16 protein-coding genes are annotated in these 19,451 nt (G+C 67.7%); 8 read left to right on the top strand and 8 right to left on the bottom strand.

Going from position 1 to position 19,451, the window contains the following annotated elements:
* Positions 1 to 453: 453 nt before the first annotated feature.
* The gene (gene sap1, locus ACV22Z_RS24990) at positions 454 to 801 is read left to right on the top strand and encodes a surface attachment protein Sap1 (protein ID WP_448078957.1); all 348 of its coding nucleotides are present in this window, start codon (positions 454 to 456) and stop codon (positions 799 to 801) included.
* Between the two features lie 179 nt (positions 802 to 980).
* The gene (locus tag ACV22Z_RS24995; RefSeq protein WP_448078958.1) at positions 981 to 1,535 is read left to right on the top strand and encodes a YaeQ family protein; all 555 of its coding nucleotides are present in this window, start codon (positions 981 to 983) and stop codon (positions 1,533 to 1,535) included.
* Positions 1,536 to 1,562: 27 nt separating this feature from the next.
* Here ACV22Z_RS24995 and ACV22Z_RS25000 read toward each other — a convergent pair whose 3' ends face one another.
* Entirely contained in the window at positions 1,563 to 1,976 is a 414-nt protein-coding gene (locus ACV22Z_RS25000) for a VOC family protein (protein WP_448078959.1), read from the bottom strand.
* Between the two features lie 397 nt (positions 1,977 to 2,373).
* Here ACV22Z_RS25000 and ada point away from each other — a divergent pair, with 397 nt between their 5' ends.
* The 3 genes from ada (at position 2,374) to gshA (ending at position 6,429) form a co-directional block, all read left to right on the top strand.
* Positions 2,374 to 3,468, top strand: a complete 1,095-nt coding sequence (gene ada / locus ACV22Z_RS25005) for a bifunctional DNA-binding transcriptional regulator/O6-methylguanine-DNA methyltransferase Ada (protein WP_448078960.1) — start codon at positions 2,374 to 2,376, stop codon at positions 3,466 to 3,468.
* Positions 3,465 to 4,451 (top strand): DNA-3-methyladenine glycosylase family protein, encoded by a 987-nt coding sequence (locus ACV22Z_RS25010; RefSeq protein ID WP_448078961.1) that lies wholly within the window; start codon positions 3,465 to 3,467, stop codon positions 4,449 to 4,451. Before ada ends, ACV22Z_RS25010 begins: the two co-directional genes overlap by 4 nt.
* A 364-nt stretch (positions 4,452 to 4,815) precedes the next feature.
* A complete protein-coding gene (gene gshA / locus ACV22Z_RS25015; protein WP_448078962.1) occupies positions 4,816 to 6,429 on the top strand; it encodes a glutamate--cysteine ligase in 1,614 nt (537 codons plus the stop codon).
* Here the strand turns inward: gshA and ACV22Z_RS25020 are convergent.
* Entirely contained in the window at positions 6,419 to 6,598 is a 180-nt protein-coding gene (locus tag ACV22Z_RS25020; protein ID WP_448078963.1) for a hypothetical protein, read from the bottom strand. The genes gshA and ACV22Z_RS25020 overlap by 11 nt on opposite strands.
* 12 nt (positions 6,599 to 6,610) lie before the next feature.
* On the bottom strand, positions 6,611 to 6,934 hold the full coding sequence (locus ACV22Z_RS25025) for a DUF4148 domain-containing protein (protein WP_448078964.1): 324 nt from the start codon (positions 6,932 to 6,934) through the stop codon (positions 6,611 to 6,613).
* A gap of 308 nt (positions 6,935 to 7,242) precedes the next feature.
* Here ACV22Z_RS25025 and ACV22Z_RS25030 point away from each other — a divergent pair, with 308 nt between their 5' ends.
* Positions 7,243 to 8,883 (top strand): L-lactate permease, encoded by a 1,641-nt coding sequence (locus ACV22Z_RS25030; protein ID WP_448078965.1) that lies wholly within the window; start codon positions 7,243 to 7,245, stop codon positions 8,881 to 8,883.
* Positions 8,884 to 9,159: 276 nt separating this feature from the next.
* On the opposite strand, the gene ACV22Z_RS25035 is transcribed toward ACV22Z_RS25030, so the two are convergent.
* Complete coding sequence (locus tag ACV22Z_RS25035) at positions 9,160 to 10,065, bottom strand: LysR family transcriptional regulator (RefSeq protein ID WP_448078966.1); 906 nt, start codon at positions 10,063 to 10,065, stop codon at positions 9,160 to 9,162.
* A gap of 232 nt (positions 10,066 to 10,297) precedes the next feature.
* On the opposite strand from ACV22Z_RS25035, the gene ACV22Z_RS25040 reads away from it, so the two are divergent.
* Together ACV22Z_RS25040 and ACV22Z_RS25045 are read left to right on the top strand one after the other, a co-directional pair.
* Positions 10,298 to 12,463 carry a phosphocholine-specific phospholipase C gene (locus tag ACV22Z_RS25040; protein ID WP_448078967.1) on the top strand — a complete coding sequence of 722 codons (2,166 nt, stop codon included), beginning with the start codon at positions 10,298 to 10,300 and terminating at the stop codon, positions 12,461 to 12,463.
* Positions 12,464 to 12,877: 414 nt separating this feature from the next.
* Positions 12,878 to 13,606: a phosphonate utilization associated transcriptional regulator gene (locus ACV22Z_RS25045; protein WP_448078968.1), complete on the top strand. Its 729-nt coding sequence runs from the start codon at positions 12,878 to 12,880 to the stop codon at positions 13,604 to 13,606.
* A gap of 330 nt (positions 13,607 to 13,936) precedes the next feature.
* Here the strand turns inward: ACV22Z_RS25045 and ACV22Z_RS25050 are convergent, their stop codons facing one another.
* The 4 genes from ACV22Z_RS25050 to ACV22Z_RS25065 all read right to left on the bottom strand — a co-directional run bounded on the left by ACV22Z_RS25050 (position 13,937) and on the right by ACV22Z_RS25065 (position 19,433).
* On the bottom strand, positions 13,937 to 15,325 hold the full coding sequence (locus tag ACV22Z_RS25050) for an FAD-dependent oxidoreductase (protein ID WP_448078969.1): 1,389 nt from the start codon (positions 15,323 to 15,325) through the stop codon (positions 13,937 to 13,939).
* Positions 15,326 to 15,433: 108 nt separating this feature from the next.
* Entirely contained in the window at positions 15,434 to 16,564 is a 1,131-nt protein-coding gene (locus tag ACV22Z_RS25055; protein ID WP_448078970.1) for a 2-aminoethylphosphonate--pyruvate transaminase, read from the bottom strand.
* Between the two features lie 53 nt (positions 16,565 to 16,617).
* Positions 16,618 to 18,345, bottom strand: a complete 1,728-nt coding sequence (locus tag ACV22Z_RS25060) for a putative 2-aminoethylphosphonate ABC transporter permease subunit (protein ID WP_448078971.1) — start codon at positions 18,343 to 18,345, stop codon at positions 16,618 to 16,620.
* On the bottom strand, positions 18,342 to 19,433 hold the full coding sequence (locus tag ACV22Z_RS25065; RefSeq protein WP_448078972.1) for a putative 2-aminoethylphosphonate ABC transporter ATP-binding protein: 1,092 nt from the start codon (positions 19,431 to 19,433) through the stop codon (positions 18,342 to 18,344). The genes ACV22Z_RS25060 and ACV22Z_RS25065 overlap by 4 nt, the downstream gene beginning before the upstream one ends.
* Positions 19,434 to 19,451 lie beyond the last annotated feature (18 nt).

The raw sequence follows: 19,451 nt of genomic DNA on the forward strand, positions 1-19,451 counted from the left end.
CGGGGGCGGGCACCCGCCGGAAAGTACGGGTAAATGCCGGGTATTCGAGTACCTGGCATTTTTCTTGTTTGCGCTTAATAGCGTGGCGCAATGCAGTAAAACCGATGTCGTTCCGGATGACTTTATGTGCAATGCATCAAAACCGTCCGGATATCGAAATGGATTATCCAAACCGTTCAACCGAGACCGAGACGATTCGGTGCAAGCCTTTCTGGACACGGCTTTGCGACGGCCGTTTCTCGTTGGCATGTCACGCGCGAATGATTCGCACCGATGCGACAGAACCCCGAACGATGCGGCGCGCAGGGTGCGACAATTCGCCGCTATTGCGATCGCACAACAATTGTGCTTGCCATCGCCTGCCGGTCTTCTAAATTGAACAATGCGGGTTCACGATCACCTTTAAGCACATAGCTAACCCCAGCCTGGTGCCCGCGAGCATGGAGACAAAAAATGATGAAGCGATCCGGTGTTTTTCTTGCGCTCGTCGGCGCCTTTGCCGTGGTGTCCATTGCCCAGGCCGGCGGCGATTCGGCCGTGCAGCCGAAACAGGAAATCCAGTTGACGAGGAACGCATGGGGCTGTCTGTCGAAGGATAATCTGGATTCCGTACTGAATCACGAGCGTGACGGCCAGTCGCAGGCGAAGCAGCAGTACTTCGACGACTACCGTTGCCTGTCGGTGCCGGAAGGCCAGCGGTTCCGCGTGGTGTCGGTCGAGCAGGGCGACGTGCAGTTCGTCAGCGCCGACAACAGCGACCAGCAAGGCCTCTGGACCGATTCCCGCTTCGTCAAGCAGTAACGCGTCACGCGCCGTCGCACGGCAGGCGCATGCGCGTGCCGGCATGAGCCGGCGGCGCGAACCGAACACGGCCCGGCCGCCTGCCGGGCCGTTCTGCTGTGCGCGTCACACGGTTCACGCCGGGCTTTCGGTATCATCACGGCCCGACCTGAATCGATGCCCGCCCGGGCACTTCCCGCATGGCGCTCAAATCCACGATCTACAAAGCTGAACTGCAAATCGCCGACATGGATCGGCATTACTACGCCGACCACGCACTGACGGTCGCGCGCCATCCGTCGGAAACCGACGAGCGGATGATGGTGCGGATCGCCGCGTTTGCGCTGTTCGCGCACGAGCGGCTCGAGTTCTGCAAGGGGCTGTCGGACATCGACGAGCCCGATCTCTGGCAGAAGGACCTGACGGACGCGATCGACGTGTGGATCGAGGTCGGCCAGCCCGACGAGCGACGCATCTCGAAGGCGGCGGGCCGCGCCGCGCAGGTGACGGTGATCGCGTATGGCGGCAGGACGTCGGATATCTGGTGGCAGGGCGTGCGCAGCAAGGTCGAGCGGCTGCGCAACGTGCAGGTGCTGTCGCTCGCCGACGGCGTTGCGGCCGCGCTCGGGCGCCTCGCCGAACGCACGATGCGGCTGCAGTGCACGGTGCAGGACGGCGCCGCGTGGATCTCGAGCGCGGATCACGATCCGGTCGCCGTCGAATGGACCGTCCTCAAGGCGCGCGCGGAAGCGTGACGCACACGTCAGCCGCGCACCCCGCATTTACCCGATCGCGGCCGGCGGCCCCTTGAATTCCAGCATGTTTCCTTCGGGATCGAACAGGTAGATCGACGGGCCGTAGCCGCCGGCGCCGTAGCGCTCCTCGACGCCGCCCGGCCGCGCACCGTGCGCGCTCAGGTGCGCGGCGAGCGCTTGCGGATCGAACGGCTCGACGCGCAGGCACAGGTGATCGAGATTGCGCCCTGCGCCGGGCGGGCCACTGTCGGGCCGGTCGATCTTGCCGCCGACGGCAAGCAGGTCGATCAGCGCATCGCCCGCGCGCAGCTGCACGAGGCCGAGATCGGGCTGTTCCTTTTCCACGTGGCAGCCGACGGCGTCGCAGTAAAAGCGTGTCATCGCGGCCATGTCGGTCACGCGCAGCACGACGTGATCGATCGCGCGGATGGTGGGTTTCATGGACGAACGCTCCTTCGCAGGCAGGGTTCATCGAGTGTAGACCACGGCGACCGCGCAAACGCGGCACAATCGACGGGCGAAAAAAAAGCCCGTTCACGTGGAACGGGCTTAATCCATATCAGGAGGAGACATGGAGGAGACAGTTCCAACTATACACACGGCCATGGTGCAACGCAATATTATTTGTGTAAAAAAACGTCAGGACGGCGATTTGTCGCACCCGCACTGCAACATAAACGTGGCGGCACGGTGACAGGCAGGCAACTGTCCGGCCGTTCGGACGGCTTTTGATATGTCCCCGCTCGACAGCTGCGAATCACAGAGCAAGATTCAGGGCGCGACGGTGTCTGCCGCTGGCTAGAGTAGGCACCATCTACACTGAGAGTGCGAGGTTCCGATGAAAACCGCCTATCCGACCGACGACGCCCGCTGGAATGCCGTGACTGCCCGCGATCCGCATGCGGACGGCGCGTTCTTCTATGCGGTGCGCACGACCGGCGTGTTCTGCCGCCCGACCTGCGCGTCGCGTCTGCCGCGGCGCGAACACGTCGCGTTCTTCGACGATCCGGCCGCCGCGCGCGCAGCCGGGTTCCGGCCCTGCAAGCGCTGCCAGCCCGAGGGGCTGCCGCGCGAACTCGACATCGTCAATCGTGCGTGCGCGGTGCTCGACGCGCACGCCGAGCGGCTCACGCTGCAGCAGTTGAGCGACGCGGTGCATGTGAGCCCGTTTCACCTGCAGCGGCTGTTCAAGCGCGTGGTCGGCGTGTCGCCGCGCCAGTACCAGGCCGCACATCGCGGCGCCGCGCTGCGGCAGGCGCTGCAAAGCGGGCAGCCGGTCACGCAGGCGGCCATCGATGCGGGCTTCAATTCGCCGTCGCGGCTCTATGCGTCGGTGCCGCGCGAACTGGGGATGGCGCCGTCCGCGTTTCGCCGCCACGGCGCCGGGCTGCGGATCGACTACGCGACCGCACCGACCTCGCTCGGCATGGTGCTCGTCGCCGCGACCGGGCAGGGGATCTGCCGGATCGCGTTCGGCGACGAGCCTGCGTCCCTCGTTGCCGCGCTGAAGGACGCGTTCGGGCGTGCGGAGCTGGTCGAAGCGCCGGCACGGCTCGCGCCGTTCGTCGCGCAGATCGGTGCGTATCTTGACGGCACGCGGCGCACGTTCGAGCTGCCGCTCGACATCGCGCCGACAGCGTTCCAGCAGCGCGTGTGGGAAGCGCTGACGCACATTCCGTACGGCGAGACGCGCAGCTATTCCGACATCGCCGAAGCGCTCGGTTCGCCGCGCGCGGTGCGGGCGGTCGCGTCCGCCTGCGCGTCGAATCCGGTCGCGCTCGCGATTCCGTGCCACCGCGTCGTGCAGAAGGGCGGCGCGCTCGCCGGCTACCGCTGGGGCGTGCGCCGCAAGGCGACGCTGCTCGCGGCCGAGGCGCACCATGCGCACGACGATGAAACCGCCGTCGCCATTGCGGAGGACAACGCAGCTTGAGCGTCACGATTACAACGACAACGTCGGCCGGCGACGCCGCGCCGACGGTCGCGCAGCTCGAACTGCGCTTCAAGGCGCCCTATGACTGGGCGCGCGTGCTGCGCTTCTTCAGCGGGCGCGCGATTCCCGGTGTCGAACAGGTCGAGGAAGGCGTGTATCGCCGGATTGTCGATCTGCATGGCCAAGCGGGGCGGCTCACCGTCGAGCGGCATCCGCGCAAGCATTGCCTCGTCGCGACCGTCGACGGCCCGGCGGCGCGCCACGTGGACGACGCGTTTGCCGTGCGGCTTGCGTCGATGTTCGACCTGCGCGCAGATCCGGCTGCAATCGGCGGGGAGCTCGCGCGCGACCCGTGGTTCGCGCCGCTCGTCGCGGCCGCGCCGGGGCTGCGCGTGCCGGGCGCGTGGTCGGGTTTCGAATTGGCGGTGCGCGCGATCGTTGGCCAGCAGGTCAGCGTGAAGGCGGCGACGACGATCGTCGGGCGGCTCGTCGAGCGCGCGGGCGAGCGCGTCGTGCATGATGGCGACCGCGACCGCGGCAGCGATAGCGGCGGCCGCGCCCGCGCCCCCGCGTGGCGGTTCCCGACGCCCGACGCGCTTGCCGCGTGCGACCTCGCGCGGATCGGGATGCCCGGCAAGCGGGCGGCGGCGCTGACCGGGATGGCGCGCGCGGTCGCGGCGGGCGACGTACCGGTCGATCCCGCGGATGCCGACCTGGCGACGCTGCGGAAGGCATGGCTCGATCTGCCCGGGATCGGTCCGTGGACTGTCGAATACATCGCGATGCGTGCATGGCGCGATCCGGACGCGTGGCCCGCGTCCGACCTCGTGCTGATGCAGTCGATCGCCGCGCGCGATCCGTCGCTCGACCGGCTCGCGAGCCAGAAGCGCCGCACCGACGGCTGGCGCCCGTGGCGCGCGTATGCGGCACTCCATCTGTGGAACGAGGTGGCCGATCGCGCGGGCGGCGCGCGTGGCGGGTAGTGCGGTGGCAGTGCGGTGGTGGTGCGGCCCGTCGCGCAGATCGGGTTGCACCATTCGCTGGCCGGCGTGATTCGTCATCCTGCAGACGAATTCCCCTTTGAATCTCCGTTCGAATCCCTCGTTTTGGCCCAGGTCATGGCGTCCGCGCGACGCCACCCGACGCCGACGCGGACGTTCCGCTGCAGCGGCAGCCGCGCCTGCACTGGGCTCGCCCGGGGTGCCGCGACGCGCCGGCTCCCGCCCGGAGCCACCTCAAGCGCGTGTTCCGGCGAGATGTTAAAGTGCCCGCTACCAACGAAGCGACCAACAATCCAGCCGGCCGCGCGTGGCGTTCCGCGCGCGCCGTGCCCGCACTTGCGCATCCATGTCGAACACCATGACCATCCGCCAGACCGATTTGTTGCTGGATCGCCTCGACGCGCTGAGCACCGGCCCGACGCGGCAGCATCTGCCCGACGGCCTGCGCGGCATCGAAAAGGAAAGCCTGCGCGTGACGCGCGACGGGATGATCGCGTTCACGCCGCATCCGCGTGCGCTCGGTTCGGCGCTCACGCACGCGTCGCTGACGACGGACTATTCGGAAGCGCTGCTCGAACTGATCACGCCGGCCGAACCCGACGCCGCGCTCACGCTCGAACGCCTCGATGAGCTGCATCGCTACGTCTATGCATCGCTCGGCGACGAGATGCTGTGGACGGATTCGATGCCGGGCCTGTTGCCCGCGGACGACCAGATTCCGATCGCCGACTACGGCACGTCGAACATCGGCCGCCTGAAGACCGTGTACCGGCGCGGCCTTGCGTATCGCTACGGCCGCACGATGCAGTGCATCGCCGGCATCCACTACAACTACTCGCTGCACGAAGAGGTGTGGCGGCGCCTGCACGCGGAAGAGGGCTCGACCGCGACGCTCGTCGACTACCAGTCCGAGCGCTATCTCGCGCAGATCCGCAACTTCCGCCGCACGAGCTGGCTGCTGATGTACCTGTTCGGCGCATCGCCCGCGCTCGACGCGAAATTCCTGCGCAGCCAGCCGCACGGGCTCGACACGTTCGATGCCGAGACGCTGTACCGGCCGTACGCGACGAGCCTGCGGATGAGCGATCTCGGCTACTCGAACACGACCGCGCAGGCCGCGCTTCAGGCCGACTACAACACGCTGCAGGGCTATCTCGACGCGCTGTCGAAGGCCGTGAGCGAGCCGTATCCGCCGTACGAGGCGATCGGCACGCATCGCGACGGCGAGTGGATCCAGATCAACACGAACGTGCTGCAGATCGAGAACGAGTTCTACTCGACGATCCGGCCGAAGCGCGTTGCGTATTCGGGCGAGCGGCCGCTGCATGCGCTCGCGTCGCGCGGCGTGCAGTACATCGAAGTGCGCTGCCTCGATATCGATCCGTTCGAGCCGACCGGCATCGCGCTCGATACCGCGCGTTTTCTCGATGCGTATCTGCTCGTGTGCGCGCTCGATGCGAGCGCGCCGCTCGATGCCGACGGGTACCGGGAAGCGAACGCGAACTTCGGCAGTGTGACGATGGAAGGGCGCAAGCCGGGGCTCATGCTGTCGCGCGACGGCAGCCCGGTCGCGCTGCACGCGTGGGCGGACGAGTTGATGGCGAAGATCGAAGCCGTCGGCCGTCGCCTCGACGAGATTCGCGGCGGCGACGAGCATGTGCGCGCCATCGCCGCGCAGCGCGAGAAGCTCGCCGATCCGGAGCGCACGCCGTCCGCGCGCGTGCTGCGCACGATGCGCGACAACCAGCAGTCGTTCCTCGCGTTCGCGCGCGCGCAAAGCGACGCACATGCCGCGCATTTCCGCGCAAGCCCGCTCAGCGAAGCCGACACGCGCGCAGCAGCGGCGCTCGCCGAGAAGTCGCTCGTCGAGCAGGCCGAACTGGAAGCGAAGGAGGCCGGCTCGTTCGACGCGTTCGTCGCGGCCTATCGCGCTTACACGCTGAACCGCTTCAGCGTCTGACGATGGCGCACGCGGCCGCACGCATCGGCGTGCGGGGCGTCGATGCCCGATGCGGACGGCGGCCGTGCGCGGCGCGCAGCCGGCGCAGCGTGTGCGGCGGCCGTCGCGCATGGCGTCCGCCGACATTGCCCGGCGGCACCGCGGCCATCACGTTGGCGATGCGGTTCATTGCATGCCCGCGTCAGTGATGCGCGTACGTATTGAGACTATTGCGATCGACCGCGGGCACGTGGCCTGGCTTGCCGGACTCGACGGCGGCGTTGCCGTTGCTGCCGTAATCGGTTGCGTTGGCGCGTGCCTGCGCGACCTGCTTCACGATCGCCTGCATGTTCTGCGGATAGTCGGGGCTGCTGATCATGCTCGGCCGGTAGCCGGCGGCCTGCATGTCGGCCAGTTCCTGGCGGACTTCGGCGCGCGTCAGCGGTTGTGATGCCGGTTGCGCATGGGCTGCGACGGCCGTGCCGATCAGGACACAGGCCCAGGCCGCACGAATCATCGTCTTCATTTTCGTACTCTCCTTAGGCGTTCCGGTGTCGCGCCGTCGTCGGCGCGAACGGAACCAATGCGGCCAGTCTAGGCTTCGGTCGCCGAACGAAACATCCCGCTGCCGGAGAGGCACCTTTGTTCGCCGTGCAAGACTGCGGCGGTGCGTTGCCGGATGGCAGCGCTGCGCGCCCTGTTGCGGTGCCGCGCGCCTCGGGCTTGTCCCTCCTTGTAGAAGCGCGACGCGCCTCCTAACCTTTTTAAGTGACCGATCCATTGGTGCGGCGACGTCGTTGCGTGCGCAAGCGCCCGGCACACTCAGGAGACACGATGAACCCTACCGCCGCTCTACCCGCCGGCATCGTCTTCTCGCAGCCGCTTACGCCGGTCGGCAATTCGTTGTTGCTGTCGTTCCTGGTCGCGGCGATCCCGATCGCGGTCGCGCTGATCGCGCTCGGCGTGTTGCGGCGCCCCGCGTGGCAGGCGTCGCTCGCGGGGCTGATTGCCGGGATCGCGGTCGCGATCGGCGCATGGGGGATGCCGGTCGGCCTCGCGCTCGACGCGGTCGCCGCCGGCATGGCGCTCGCGCTGATCCCCGTGATGTGGATCGTGTTCAACGCCTTGCTGCTGTACAACATCGCGGTGAAGTCGGGCCGCTTCGACCAGTTCCGGCAATGGATGCTCGACCATCTGCCCGACGACCGCCGCCTCGTGCTGCTCGTCGTCGCATTCTCGTTCGGCTGTCTGCTCGAGGGGATCTCCGGATTCGGCACGCCGGTCGCGATCACGAGCGCACTGCTGATCGCGCTCGGGTTCCCGGCGATCGAGGCGCTCACGTATACGCTGCTGTTCAACACCGCGCCGGTCGCGTTCGGCGCGCTCGGCGTGCCGATCACCGTGCTCGGCGCGGTCACGTCGCTGCCGCCCGCGACGCTCGGCGCGATGGTCGGCCGTCAGCTGCCGTTTTTCGCGCTGCTGCTGCCGTTCTACGTGGTCGGCGCATACGGCGGCGTGCGGTCGATCGCGCGCCTGTGGCCCGCGCTGCTCGTGTCGGGCGGCAGCTTCGCGCTCGCGCAATTCGTCACGTCGAACTTCCTCGGCTATCAGCTCACCGACGTGCTGTCGTCGCTGACTTCGCTGATCGTCACGATCGGCTTCCTGCACGTGTGGAAGCCGCAGCCCGACCCGCAATTCGCGGTCGTGCGCACGACGCCCGCGAACGGCGGCGGCGCGCGCATCGGCTACGGCGGCTGGCTGCCGTGGCTCGTCGTGTCGGTGATCGTGATCGTCTGGGTGCGTGCGAACATCGCGGCGATCGGCGACGTGAAGATCCCGTGGCCCGGCCTGCACAATGCGGTGTTCGTTACGCTGTACCACAAGCCGTATGCGGCGGTCTGGGACTTCCAGCCGCTCGGCACCGGCACCGCGATCCTGCTGTCGGCGATCGTCACCGCCGCATGGACGCGCACCGGCGCCGGCGATTTCTTCGGCTGCGTCGCGAAGACGTGGCGGCAGACGCGCATCGCGATCGTCACGGTGATGATGATCGTCGGCCTCGCCTACCTGCTGAACTACTCGGGGATCAGCTACACGCTCGGCACGGGCGTCGCGTCGACGGGCGCGCTGTTCCCGCTCGTGTCGGCATCGCTCGGCTGGGTCGCGGTGTTCCTGTCCGGCAGCGACACGTCGGGCAACGCGCTGTTCGGCAACCTGCAGGTGGTCGCCGCGCGGCAGCTCGGCCTCGATCCGGTACTGATGGCGGCGACCAACTCGTCGGGCGGCGTGATGGGCAAGATGATCTCGCCGCAGAACATCGCGACCGGCGTGTCGACGACCGACCTGAAGGGGCAGGAGGGCGTCGTGTTCGCGCGCACCTTCTGGCACAGCGTGATCCTCACGCTGCTGCTCGGCGTGCTCGTGTTCCTCCAGCAGCACGTGCTCACGTGGATGATTCCGACGCTGCCGAAGTGAACCGGGGAGAGCGTGGCGAGGGCGTGCGTCCTTGTTGCGCCGTGCGGCTGACCGTCACCAGCGCCCAGCGAGCGGTCGCAGTCCTTGCCACGCCGTGCGGTTGACCGTCACCCGCGCTCAGCGAGCAGTCGCAGTCCTTGCCACGCCGTGCGGTTGACCGTCACCCGCGCTCAGTGAGCGGTCGCAGTCCTAGCCACGCCGTGCGGTTGACCGTCACCTACGCTCAGCGAGCAGTCGCAGCCCTTGCCACGCCATACGGTTGACTGCCACCCGCATTCAGCGCGCGGTCGCACGGCGCGTGTTCCGTTCGGCGACCGCCTCGCCGCGCGCCGGCACGATGCACGCGAGGAACGCGGCGATCGCGGGGCTGTGGCGGCGCGCCTTCAGGTAGTACACGTATTCGTCGATCGTCGTGTCCACACCGCGTAGCGCGACGATCCGCAAGTCCGGATGATGTTCGGCCTCGCCGCGCGGAAACAGGCTGCCGCCGACACCGTGCAGGATCGCCTCGCGGATCGCTTCGCGGCTGCCGATTTCCGCGACGGACACCGGCGCGACGCCGGCCGCCGCGAGGATCTCCTTGGTGCAGCGGCGCGTGACCGAGCCTTCCTCGCGAATCAGCAGCCGCACGTCGGCGAGCTGCCGCGCATCGATCTCCGCGAAGCGCGCGAGCGGATGGCTGCGATGCACGACGAGCACGAGCGGATCGGTCGAGATCACCTGCCGCTCGATGCCGTCCGCGTCGTTGCGCTGCGACGACACCGCGAGATCGATGCGGAATTCGTGCAGCGCCTGCAGCATTTCCTCGGAATTGCCGATCCGGCACGTGAGCGCGATCGACGGATGCGCGTTCGAGAAGCGCCCGACCGCGTCCATGATGTAGTACGGCCCCGTCGCGCCGATGCGCAGCTGGCCTTCGAACAGGCCGCCGACGTTGCGCAGCATGATGTCGGCCTGTGCTTCGAGCGCGATCATCTTCTCGATCAGCGGCAGCAGCTCGATGCCGGTCTCGGTCACTTCGAGCCGGCGGCCGCTGCGATAGAACAGCTCGACGCCGTACACCTGCTCGACCTGCCTGATCTGCGCGGCGATGGTTGGCTGGCTCACACCCAGATGCCGCGCCGCGCGCGTGATGCTGCCCTGCCGGACGGTCGCGTGGAACGCCTTCAGCTGATCGAACACGACTCCGCCTTTTCCTTCTTCATGCGTGTCACCGTAGCGCGTGCCTGTGTCGGCCCGATGAAACGCGCGCCGTGCGCCGCTTCGAAAAAAAGCTGGGGATGACCGCAAGAAACCTGCTGGAACCGGTCACGTCCGGGACACGCCGATGCGGACTAATAGCGGCAATGCACCGAACCGCCGGCCCCGCTCAGCCGGTTTCTTGTTTCCCTACCGACACAACAGGATCTTCCCCATGTCTTCGACCAACAGACGCGATTTCCTGCGCCTCGCCGCCCAGTCGGCGGGCGCGGTGGCCGCCTACGCGGGTTTCCCGCCCGCGATCCGCAAGGCGCTGGCGATGCCGGCCGCATCGCGCACCGGCACGATCCAGGACGTCGAGCACGTCGTGATCTTCATGCAGGAAAACCGCTCGTTCGACCACTACTTCGGCGGGCTGCGCGGCGTGCGCGGCTTCAACGACCCGCGCCCGCACCTGCTGCCGAACGGCGCGCCGGTGTGGCAGCAGCCGCCCGCGTCGGCGTTCACGAAGAACTATCATTCGCGCGGCCTCGACCCGTCCGCGCCGTACGTGCTGCCGTTCTACCTCGACCCGAAGCAGACGACCGAATTCCAGCCGGGCACGAACCACGGCTGGAGCAGCGGCCACCTCGCGTGGAACAACGGCCAGTGGAACCAGTGGGTGAACCAGAAGCAGGACGTGCTGACGATGGGCTACCTGAAGCGCCAGGACCTCACGTATCACTACGCGCTCGCCGACGCGTTCACGATCTGCGACGCGTACTTCTGCTCCGCGCACGCGGACACCGCGCCGAACCGCATCTACCTGTGGACCGGCACGATCGACTCGCGCAACATCTACGGGATGCCGCCGAACGGCCCCGGCATCGGCGAGCGCGACGACGTCAACGGCTACACGTGGACGACCTATGCGGAGCGCCTCGAGAACGCGAACGTCAGCTGGAAGGTGTACCAGGGCGGCACCGGCATCCCGGGCGACCCGACCGACAACTACACCGACAATTCGCTGATGTTCTTCAAGCGCTTCCAGGTGAAGGAAGGCGCGAGCGGCCCGCTCGTCGACAAGGGTGCGTCGAACCACACGCTCGCGGAACTGAAGGCCGACGTGCAGGCGAACCGGCTGCCGCAGGTGTCGTGGATCGTCGCGCCGTACAAGTACAGCGAGCACCCGCAGGCATCGCCGACCGACGGCGCGTTCTACATCAACATGGTGCTCGAGGCGCTGACGTCGAACCCGGACGTGTGGGCGAAGACCGTGTTCATCCTGAACTACGACGAGAACGACGGGCTGTTCGACCACGTCGTGCCGCCGGTGCCGCCCGTCACGAGCGGCGTGAACGGGCAGGGCGTCGTGTCGTCGAACCTGCTGGGCAATCTCGGCGACGAACTGCTCGACCTGAACAAGTATCCGCACGAGATGAGCCCGCTCGTGCCGGGCGCGGACCCGGGCGGCATCCAGCCGATCGGCCTCGGACCGCGCGTGCCGCTCATCATCATTTCGCCGTGGACGAAGGGCGGCTGGGTGTGCTCGGAGACGTTCGACCACACGTCGGTGCTGCGCTTCCTCGAAGCGCGCTTCGGCGTGCAGGAGCCGAACATCAGCGCATGGCGCCGCTCGATCTGCGGCGACCTGACGTCCGCGTTCGACTTCTCCGGCAAGCCCGACACGCGCACGGTGAGCTTCACGGTGCCGCAGCACATCGCGACGGCCGGGCAGGCGTACCAAGTGCCCGCGCAGCAGACGATGCCCGCGCAGGAGGCGGGCACGCGGCCGGCGCGCGCGCTGCCGTACGAAGTGTTCGTGCACGGCCGCGTGAACAGCCATGACGGCAACGTGTGGCTCGATTTCGCGAACACGGGCGACGCCGGTGCGGCGTTCTACGTGTACGATCGCCGCAACCCGTCGAGCCAGCCGCGCCGCTATGCGGTGTCCGCCGGCGACAAGATCGCCGACTGCTGGACCACGTCGGTCGCGCAGGGCGACTATCACCTCGCGGTGTACGGCCCGAACGGTTACCTGTGCGAGTTCCAGGGCAACACGACGCTCGCGATGGACGGCCAGCACGCGAACCCCGAAGCGAAGATCGGCTACGACGTGCGCAACCGCCACGTGTACCTGCAACTGCGCAACAGCGGCCGCGCAACGTGCCGCGTGGTCGTCGACAACGCGTACAGCCATGCGCACGCGCGCAGCTACATGCTCGCGCCGGGCGAGCGCGTCGAGGATCACTTCGAGCTCAGCTCGAGCCACGGCTGGTACGACCTGAACATCGTCGCGACCACGACGGGTGGCGCGAGCGACAAGGTCGTGCGCCGCTTCGCCGGGCACGTCGAGACGGGCCGGCCGAGCCAGAGCGACCCGGGGCCGGTGAAGGGTTGATCGGCGGATAGCCGACAGGCGCGCACCGCGATGCCGGCGGCAGGATCATGCCGCCGGCATCGGGGCATCGGGGCATCGGGGCATCGGGGCATCGGGGCATCGGGGCATCGGGGCATCGGGGCATCGGGGCATCGGGGCATCGGGGCATCGGGGCATCGGGGCATCGGGACAACACGGCGTCGCGTCGGCAAGTCGGCAAGTCGGCAAGTCGGCAAGTCGGCAAGTCGGCACGTCGGCACGTCGGCACGTCGGCACGTCGGCACGTCGGCACGTCGGCACGTCGGCACGTCGGCACGTCGGATTGGCGTTTGGAAACTGAAAACTGTTGACAATGTGCCGGGCCGAGGGTATACAAGGATCATTCGCCGATATGGCGCCCTCGTTTTCCACCGCAGCGCTGCTGCCTGCCCGACCATGACTGCCCCGAACGCGCTCAACGCCATCGAACTCCTGCAGAGCCAGTCACTTGCGATGATCGTCCAGGACATGCTCGAACGCGCGATCGTGTCCGGCGAATACGCGCCCGGCGAGAAACTCAACGAAGTCGATATCGCGACGAAGCTGAACGTGTCGCGCGGCCCCGTGCGCGAGGCGTTCCGCGCGCTCGAGCAGGCGGGCCTGCTGCGCAACGAGAAGAACCGCGGCGTGACGGTGCGCATCGTGCCGCTGCGCGAAGCCGAGGAAATCTACGAAGTGCGCGCGATGCTCGACGAGTCGGTCGCGCGAGCGCTCGCGAAGCGCATCTCGCCCGACACGCTGAAGGTGCTGAAAGGCATCATCCAGTCGATGAAGGAAGCCGCGAAGACGCACGACGTCACGCGCTACACCGAGCTGAACGTGCAGTTCCACGACGCGATGGTCGTCGGCGTCGGCAATACGCACCTGACCGATACGTATCGTCGCCTGGTGCGGCAGCTCGGGCTGCTGCGGCAGGCTGCGATCGAGGCCGAGCACGATGCGCTGTCGGTGTCGGCGTCCGAGCACGAGAAGATCGTTCAGACGCTCGCGAGCGGCGACGACGAGAAGGCGGTCGCGCTCGTGCGCGAGCACGTCGCGCACGGTCTCGCGCGGATGCGCCGCACGCACGAGCAGGGCTTGCCGGCGGCCGGCAAGGGCGCGAAGCAGAAGGCAGAGCGGGTGTGAGGAGCGGGTAAGGGGCTGGCGTGAAGGACGCGGTGCCGGCCGCTGCGCACTAGCCGGGAACAGTAGACAGGCCGCGGTGAAGCGCCCCGGACTGCTGACGAAACCCCACGTTTTTCGGAGCGTGGGGTTTTGTATTTCCAGGGGCAGGCTTGGAGGGGCGTGGTGAGCGAGCAGACCGATCTGCTGCTCAAATGGCTAGCCACGCGCAGATTCCTTATTGCGTCCGACGCGATGCGGCGCAGGGCAGCGCTTGTGTGCGATCGCCGCACTGGCGCCGATCTCATCGACGTGACCCGGCGCAACGTCATGCCACATGCGCGGCCGGTGCGCTTAGGCCTTGTCCGCCTTCCCGGCCGCACTCGCGAGCTTCGACAGCCACGTATCGACGATCCACGGCTGCCGGTTCGCGTCCTCCGCGCGCTCCTTGCGGCGGATCGCGTTGCGCACGACGTGCGAGCCGACATAACGGAACGGCTCCGGCGGGAAATGGCCGAGCGGGCCCTGCGTGAGCGGGCTGCGCGTCCACGCGTTATCGAGATCGAGCACGAGCGACGACAGGATCTGCCCGCCCATGTAGGTCGGCCCCACGCCGTTACCCGAATAGCCGAAGCCGTAGAACACGTTCGGTGCGCCGTCGAGGCGGCCGAAGAACGGAAAGCCCGTCACCGAGCGGTCCGACGGGCCGTTCCAGCTTGCGGTGATCGGCACGTCGGCGAGCGACGGGAAGAATTCGCGCAGGCTGTGCGTGAGCTGCGTCTCGTACGGCGAGCGCTGGTCGAACACCGGCGCGATGCGCCCGCGCCACGCGAACGTGTTGCCGCCCTTGCCGAGCATCAGCCGGCCGTCGGGCGTGCTGCGGTAGTAGTACACGAAGATCCGCGAATCGAGCACCGACACGCCGTCGGCGAGCCCCGTCTTCGCGAGCAGCTCCGGACACTTCTCGGTGATGATCATGTCGCTCGACACGACTGCGATCGTGCGCGCGAACTGCGGAAAGCGGCTCGCCATCCATGCGTTGATCGCGAACACGAGCTTGCCCGCGGTGACGCTGCCGGCCGGCGTGCGCACGACGACCTGCGGCCCCGGCGTGAAGTCGAGCATTGGCGTGCGTTCATGGATGCGGATCCCCATCGCGAGCGCGACGCGGCGCAGCCCGCGCACGAGCTTGCCCGGATGCACGGTCGCGGCGATCGGCGAATACACGCCGTCGAGATTGCGCGCCGACCCCGAGCGGCGCGCGACTTCCGCCGGCGGCAGCGGTTCGTAGCTGTGGATCCCGCACGCGGCGAGCGCGTCGAGCACGGGCGCGAGCGTGCCGACCTGCGCGGGCGACGTCGCCGTGTACAGCGTGCCGTCGAGCCGCAGTTCCGCGTCGATGCCGTGTTCGCGGCAGAAGCCGGCGATGTGCTGCACCGCTGTTTCGGACGCCTTGACGAGCCGCACCGCCTCGGCCTCGCCGAACAGGCGCCGCAGCGTCAGGAATTTCGCGGACCACGTGAGCAGGCAGCCGCCGTTGCGGCCGCTCGCGCCCGCGCCGCACAGGTCGCCTTCGAGTATCACGATGTCGAGCGCGGGGTTCTGCTGCTTGGCCTGGATCGCGGTCCAGAGCCCCGTGAAACCGCCGCCGACGATACAGACGTCGGCTTTCGCCGCACCCTGCAGCGCGGGGGCGAGGTCGCCGTCGTTGAAGAGCGCTTGTTCGATCCAGAAGGGACGCATCACGTGTTTCGCATGAAAGGAAAGGCGGCCGTGTCGCGCACGGCCGGGTCAACAGCGGGCCGGGCCGCGCATCGGTCGTGAGCGATGCACGGCCCCAGCCCCGGCGGGTCACGCCGCGGCTTCGGCGGACACCCGCCGCACGCCCATCGCCCGCAGCGTGTCGGCGATCGCGGCGACGGCGCCCGGGATGCCCGCTTCGCCGAAATGCCCGATGCAGCCGATGCGGAACGTCTCGACCTGCGTCAGCTTGCCCGGATACAGAATGTAGCCGCGCTTTTTGACCTCCTGATAAAACGTCTTGAAGTCGTAGTTCGGATCGTCCGGCGCATGGAACGTGACGATGATCGGCGCCTGCACCGACGCATCGAGGAACGGGCGGAAGCCGAGCGCCGTCATCCCGTCGATCAGCGCGCGATAGTTGCGCACGTAGCGGCCGCCGCGCGCGGCGAGCCCGCCTTCGTCGAGGTACTGCGTGAGCGCGGCATCGAGCGCCGCGACGACGTGCGTCGGCGGCGTGAAGCGCCATTGCGTCGTGCGCTGCATGTACGTCCACTGGTCGTACAGGTCCATGCTGAGCGAGTGGCAGTTGCCTTCGCAGCGTTCGAGCGTGCTGCGCTTCACGATCACGAAGCCCATCCCCGGCACGCCTTCGAGGCACTTGCCGGATGCGGCGATCACCGCATCGAACGGCGTCGTGCGCGCGTCGATGTCGATCGCGCCGAACGAGCTCATCGCATCGACAATCAGGCCTCGCCCATGCTTCGCGACGACCTTCGCGATGTCGTCGAGTGGATTCAGCACGCCGGTGCCCGTCTCGCAATGCACGAGCGCGACGTGCGTGATGCCGGGGTCGGCGGCCAGCGCGCGGTCGACATCGGCCGGATCGACACGCTGCTCCTCCGTGTAGTCGATCGTCGTCAGCTTGCGGCCGAGCACGCGGCAGATCTTCGCGATGCGCTGGCAGTACGCGCCATTGTTCGGCACGAGCACGTGGCCGTCGCGCGGCACGAGCGTGCCGATCGCGGCTTCGACCGAGAACGTGCCGCTGCCTTGCAGCGGCACGCATTCGTGCGTGCGTTCGCCGTGCACGATCTGCAGGATGCGTTCGCGCAGGCGAGCGGTGATCGCGTTGAAGTCGCTATCCCACGACCCCCAGTCGCGTAGCATCGCTTCGCGCGTGCGGTCGGAAGTCGTCAACGGGCCGGGGGTGAGCAGGATGGGTTGAGCAGCGAGCGTCATGGTGTCTCCTTGATGAAGTCTGGACGTCACGTGAATTCAGTGTCGAGCGGGGATCAGCGGCGATGCGGGTTGCGCCACGCCTGCGTGCGTCGCAGCAGGCCGTGCGACACGCACGCGAACAGCAGGCATGCGCACGATGATGTCGCGAGCACGAGCGTTGCCATCGCCGCGGCCGGGCCGATCTGGCCGGCGTCGTCGAGGTTCAGGATCGCGACCGATGCGGGCTGCGTGTCCGGCGAATACAGGAACGCGACCGCCGACACGGTCGTCATCCCGTTCACGAACAGGTAGCGCGCGATCAGCAGGATCGCGGGCAGGCACACGGGCACGGTCACGCGCATGAAGGTCTTGTAGAACGGCACCTTAAGCGATGCGGACACCGCTTCGAACTCGCTGTCGATCTGGCGCAGCGCGGTGACCGCGGTCAGGTGGCTCGACGAGTAGTAGTGGACGACGGTGACGATCGCGAGCAGCCAGAGCGAGCCGTACAGTCCGTTCAGCGGGTTGCCGGGCGCGTTGAACAGGAAGATGTAGCTGATGCCGAGCACGAGGCCCGGCACGCCCATCGGCAGGATCGCGCACAGGCTGATGAAGCCGCGCAGCCAGCGTGCGCCGCGGGTCTTCTCGATCAGGTAGGCGCCGCCGAACACGACGATCGTGCCGCCGATCGCGACCGTTGCCGCCATCCGCAGGCTGTTCTTGTACGCGTCGAAGATGCCGGCCGCGATCAGCCCCATCTCGTAGTGCTGCAGCCCGAGGCTCATCTGGTACGGCCAGAACTTCACGAACGATGCGAACACCGAGATCCCGACCACCGCGACGAAGAACGCGCAGACGACGCCGCAATACGCGAGCATCGCGAGATCGAAGCCGCGCGACGGCTTCGGCTGGTACGGCGTCGAGCGCGCGCCGAGCTGCGACTGCTGGCGGCGGCGGATGAAGAAGTCGATGCCGAACGCGATCAGCGCGGGGAACAGCAGCATCAGGCTCACGACCGCGCTGCGGTTGAAGTCCTGCAGCCCGATGATCAGCTTGTAGATGTCGGTCGACAGCACGTTGTACGAACCGCCGATCACCACCGGCACGCCGAAATCGTTGATGCACATCGTGAACGACACCATCATCGCGCTGATGAGCCCGTACTTCGCGCCGGGCAGCGTGATCGTGAAGAACTTGCGCGTGCGGCTCGTGCCCATCGCGTCGGCCGCTTCGTAGAGCCGGCCGTCGGCGAGCGACAGCGCGGTCACGAGGATCATCAGCACGTGCGGGAACGACGCGTAGACCATGCTCGCGACGATGCCCGGCAGCCCGTAGATCGAATGGCCGTGCAGCAGCGGTTTCAGCAGGCCCGCGTTGCCGAACCAGTAGATGAACGACACGGCGGACAGCAGCGTCGGCGCGAGCAGCGGCAGCAGCGCGATCGTGCGCGCGGCGTTCTTGAGCGGCATGCACGAGCGCGTCAGCGCATATGCGAACGTGAACGCCATCGGCACGACGATCGACGTGACGAGCGCGCCGACCGTCAGCGAATGCAGCATCGAGCGCAGCACGCCGCTGTCCTCGAGATACGTGACGACATTGTGCAGGCCGACGAAACGCCCGTCCGCGTCGACGAAGCATTTCTGCACGACGAGCGCGAGCGGCAGCAGCAGGAACAGCGACAGCAGCGCGGCCATGGCAAGCAGCGCGAGCTGCGCGACGCGGTCGTGCCAGTGAGTGATCTGCCGCACGTCGGCAGGGGCGGGTGCGCCGCGGCGGCGCTCGGTAAGCACGGCGCTCATTGCAGTCGCTCCTTGGCGGACGAGAACACGCAGACATGCTCGCGGTCGAGCGCGAGATCGAAACGCGCGCCTTCGCGCAGGCCGGTACGGTCGACTTCATGGAACGACAGGTCGGCGACCACCTCCTGGCCGTCGAGCCCGTCGATGCGGAAGCTGACGCGGCAGAACGCGCCAAGGAACTCGAGCTTCTCGACGCAGCCGCTCAACAGGTTGTCCGGCGCATCGCCCGGCACGCGAATGCGGAGGTCTTCCGGCCGCACGTAGACGGACACCGTCGAACCTTGCGCCGGGCGCGCATTGCCGCGGCGGTAATCGAGCCCGATGCCGCCCGCGCGCAGCGTGCCGTCGTGCATCACCTCGGCGGGAATCGAGTTGACCTTGCCGATGAAGTCCGCGACGAACGGCGATGCCGGTTGCCGGTAGATTTCGAGCGGCGTGCCGATCTGCTCGATCACGCCGTGGTTCATCACGACGATGCGGTCGGCCATCGACAGCGCCTCTTCCTGGTCGTGCGTGACCATGATCGTCGTCACGCCGAGCTGCTGCTGCAACGTGCGGATCTCCTGGCGCAGCCGCACGCGCACGCGCGCATCGAGCGCGGACAGCGGCTCGTCGAGCAGCAGGAGGCCCGGCGACGTCGCGAGCGCACGCGCAAGCGCGATGCGCTGCTGCTGGCCGCCGGACAGCTGATTCGGATGCTTGCGGTGGCTGTCGGGCAACCCGACGAGCGCGAGCAGCGTGTGCACGCGCTCGTGGATCGCGTCGCGCTTCATCTTGCGGTTGACGAGCCCGTACGCGACGTTGTCGTAGACGGTGAGGTTCGGAAACAGCGCGTACGACTGGAACACGATCCCGTAGTCGCGCAGCTGCGGCGGCAGCCGCGAGATGTCGCGGCCGTCCTGCATGATGTGGCCGGCGCTCTGCGATTCGAGCCCGGCGATGATGCGCAACAAGGTGGTTTTCCCGCAGCCGGACGGCCCCAGGAAGCAGATCATTTCGCCCTTCATCACACTCAGGTTGATGTCCCTGAGCACCTGCGTGTCGTTGTACCGCTTCTCGATGCGTTCTACGCTCAGATAAGGTGCCATGCGCGCCTCCACGCTGCG

Source organism: Burkholderia sp. PU8-34, assembly GCF_053427725.1.

What these genes read in the sequence shown, in the direction of transcription:
- ada (WP_448078960.1), top strand. Translation starts at nt 2,374, where the DNA reads ATGAAAACCGCCTATCCGACCGACGACGCCCGCTGGAATGCCGTGACT.
- ACV22Z_RS25065 (WP_448078972.1), bottom strand. Translation starts at nt 19,433, where the DNA reads ATGGCACCTTATCTGAGCGTAGAACGCATCGAGAAGCGGTACAACGAC.
- ACV22Z_RS24995 (WP_448078958.1), top strand. Translation starts at nt 981, where the DNA reads ATGGCGCTCAAATCCACGATCTACAAAGCTGAACTGCAAATCGCCGAC.
- ACV22Z_RS25030 (WP_448078965.1), top strand. Translation starts at nt 7,243, where the DNA reads ATGAACCCTACCGCCGCTCTACCCGCCGGCATCGTCTTCTCGCAGCCG.
- ACV22Z_RS25025 (WP_448078964.1), bottom strand. Translation starts at nt 6,934, where the DNA reads ATGAAGACGATGATTCGTGCGGCCTGGGCCTGTGTCCTGATCGGCACG.
- ACV22Z_RS25040 (WP_448078967.1), top strand. Translation starts at nt 10,298, where the DNA reads ATGTCTTCGACCAACAGACGCGATTTCCTGCGCCTCGCCGCCCAGTCG.
- ACV22Z_RS25000 (WP_448078959.1), bottom strand. Translation starts at nt 1,976, where the DNA reads ATGAAACCCACCATCCGCGCGATCGATCACGTCGTGCTGCGCGTGACC.
- ACV22Z_RS25020 (WP_448078963.1), bottom strand. Translation starts at nt 6,598, where the DNA reads ATGAACCGCATCGCCAACGTGATGGCCGCGGTGCCGCCGGGCAATGTC.
- ACV22Z_RS25050 (WP_448078969.1), bottom strand. Translation starts at nt 15,325, where the DNA reads ATGCGTCCCTTCTGGATCGAACAAGCGCTCTTCAACGACGGCGACCTC.
- ACV22Z_RS25045 (WP_448078968.1), top strand. Translation starts at nt 12,878, where the DNA reads ATGACTGCCCCGAACGCGCTCAACGCCATCGAACTCCTGCAGAGCCAG.
- ACV22Z_RS25060 (WP_448078971.1), bottom strand. Translation starts at nt 18,345, where the DNA reads ATGAGCGCCGTGCTTACCGAGCGCCGCCGCGGCGCACCCGCCCCTGCC.
- gshA (WP_448078962.1), top strand. Translation starts at nt 4,816, where the DNA reads ATGTCGAACACCATGACCATCCGCCAGACCGATTTGTTGCTGGATCGC.
- ACV22Z_RS25055 (WP_448078970.1), bottom strand. Translation starts at nt 16,564, where the DNA reads ATGACGCTCGCTGCTCAACCCATCCTGCTCACCCCCGGCCCGTTGACG.
- sap1 (WP_448078957.1), top strand. Translation starts at nt 454, where the DNA reads ATGATGAAGCGATCCGGTGTTTTTCTTGCGCTCGTCGGCGCCTTTGCC.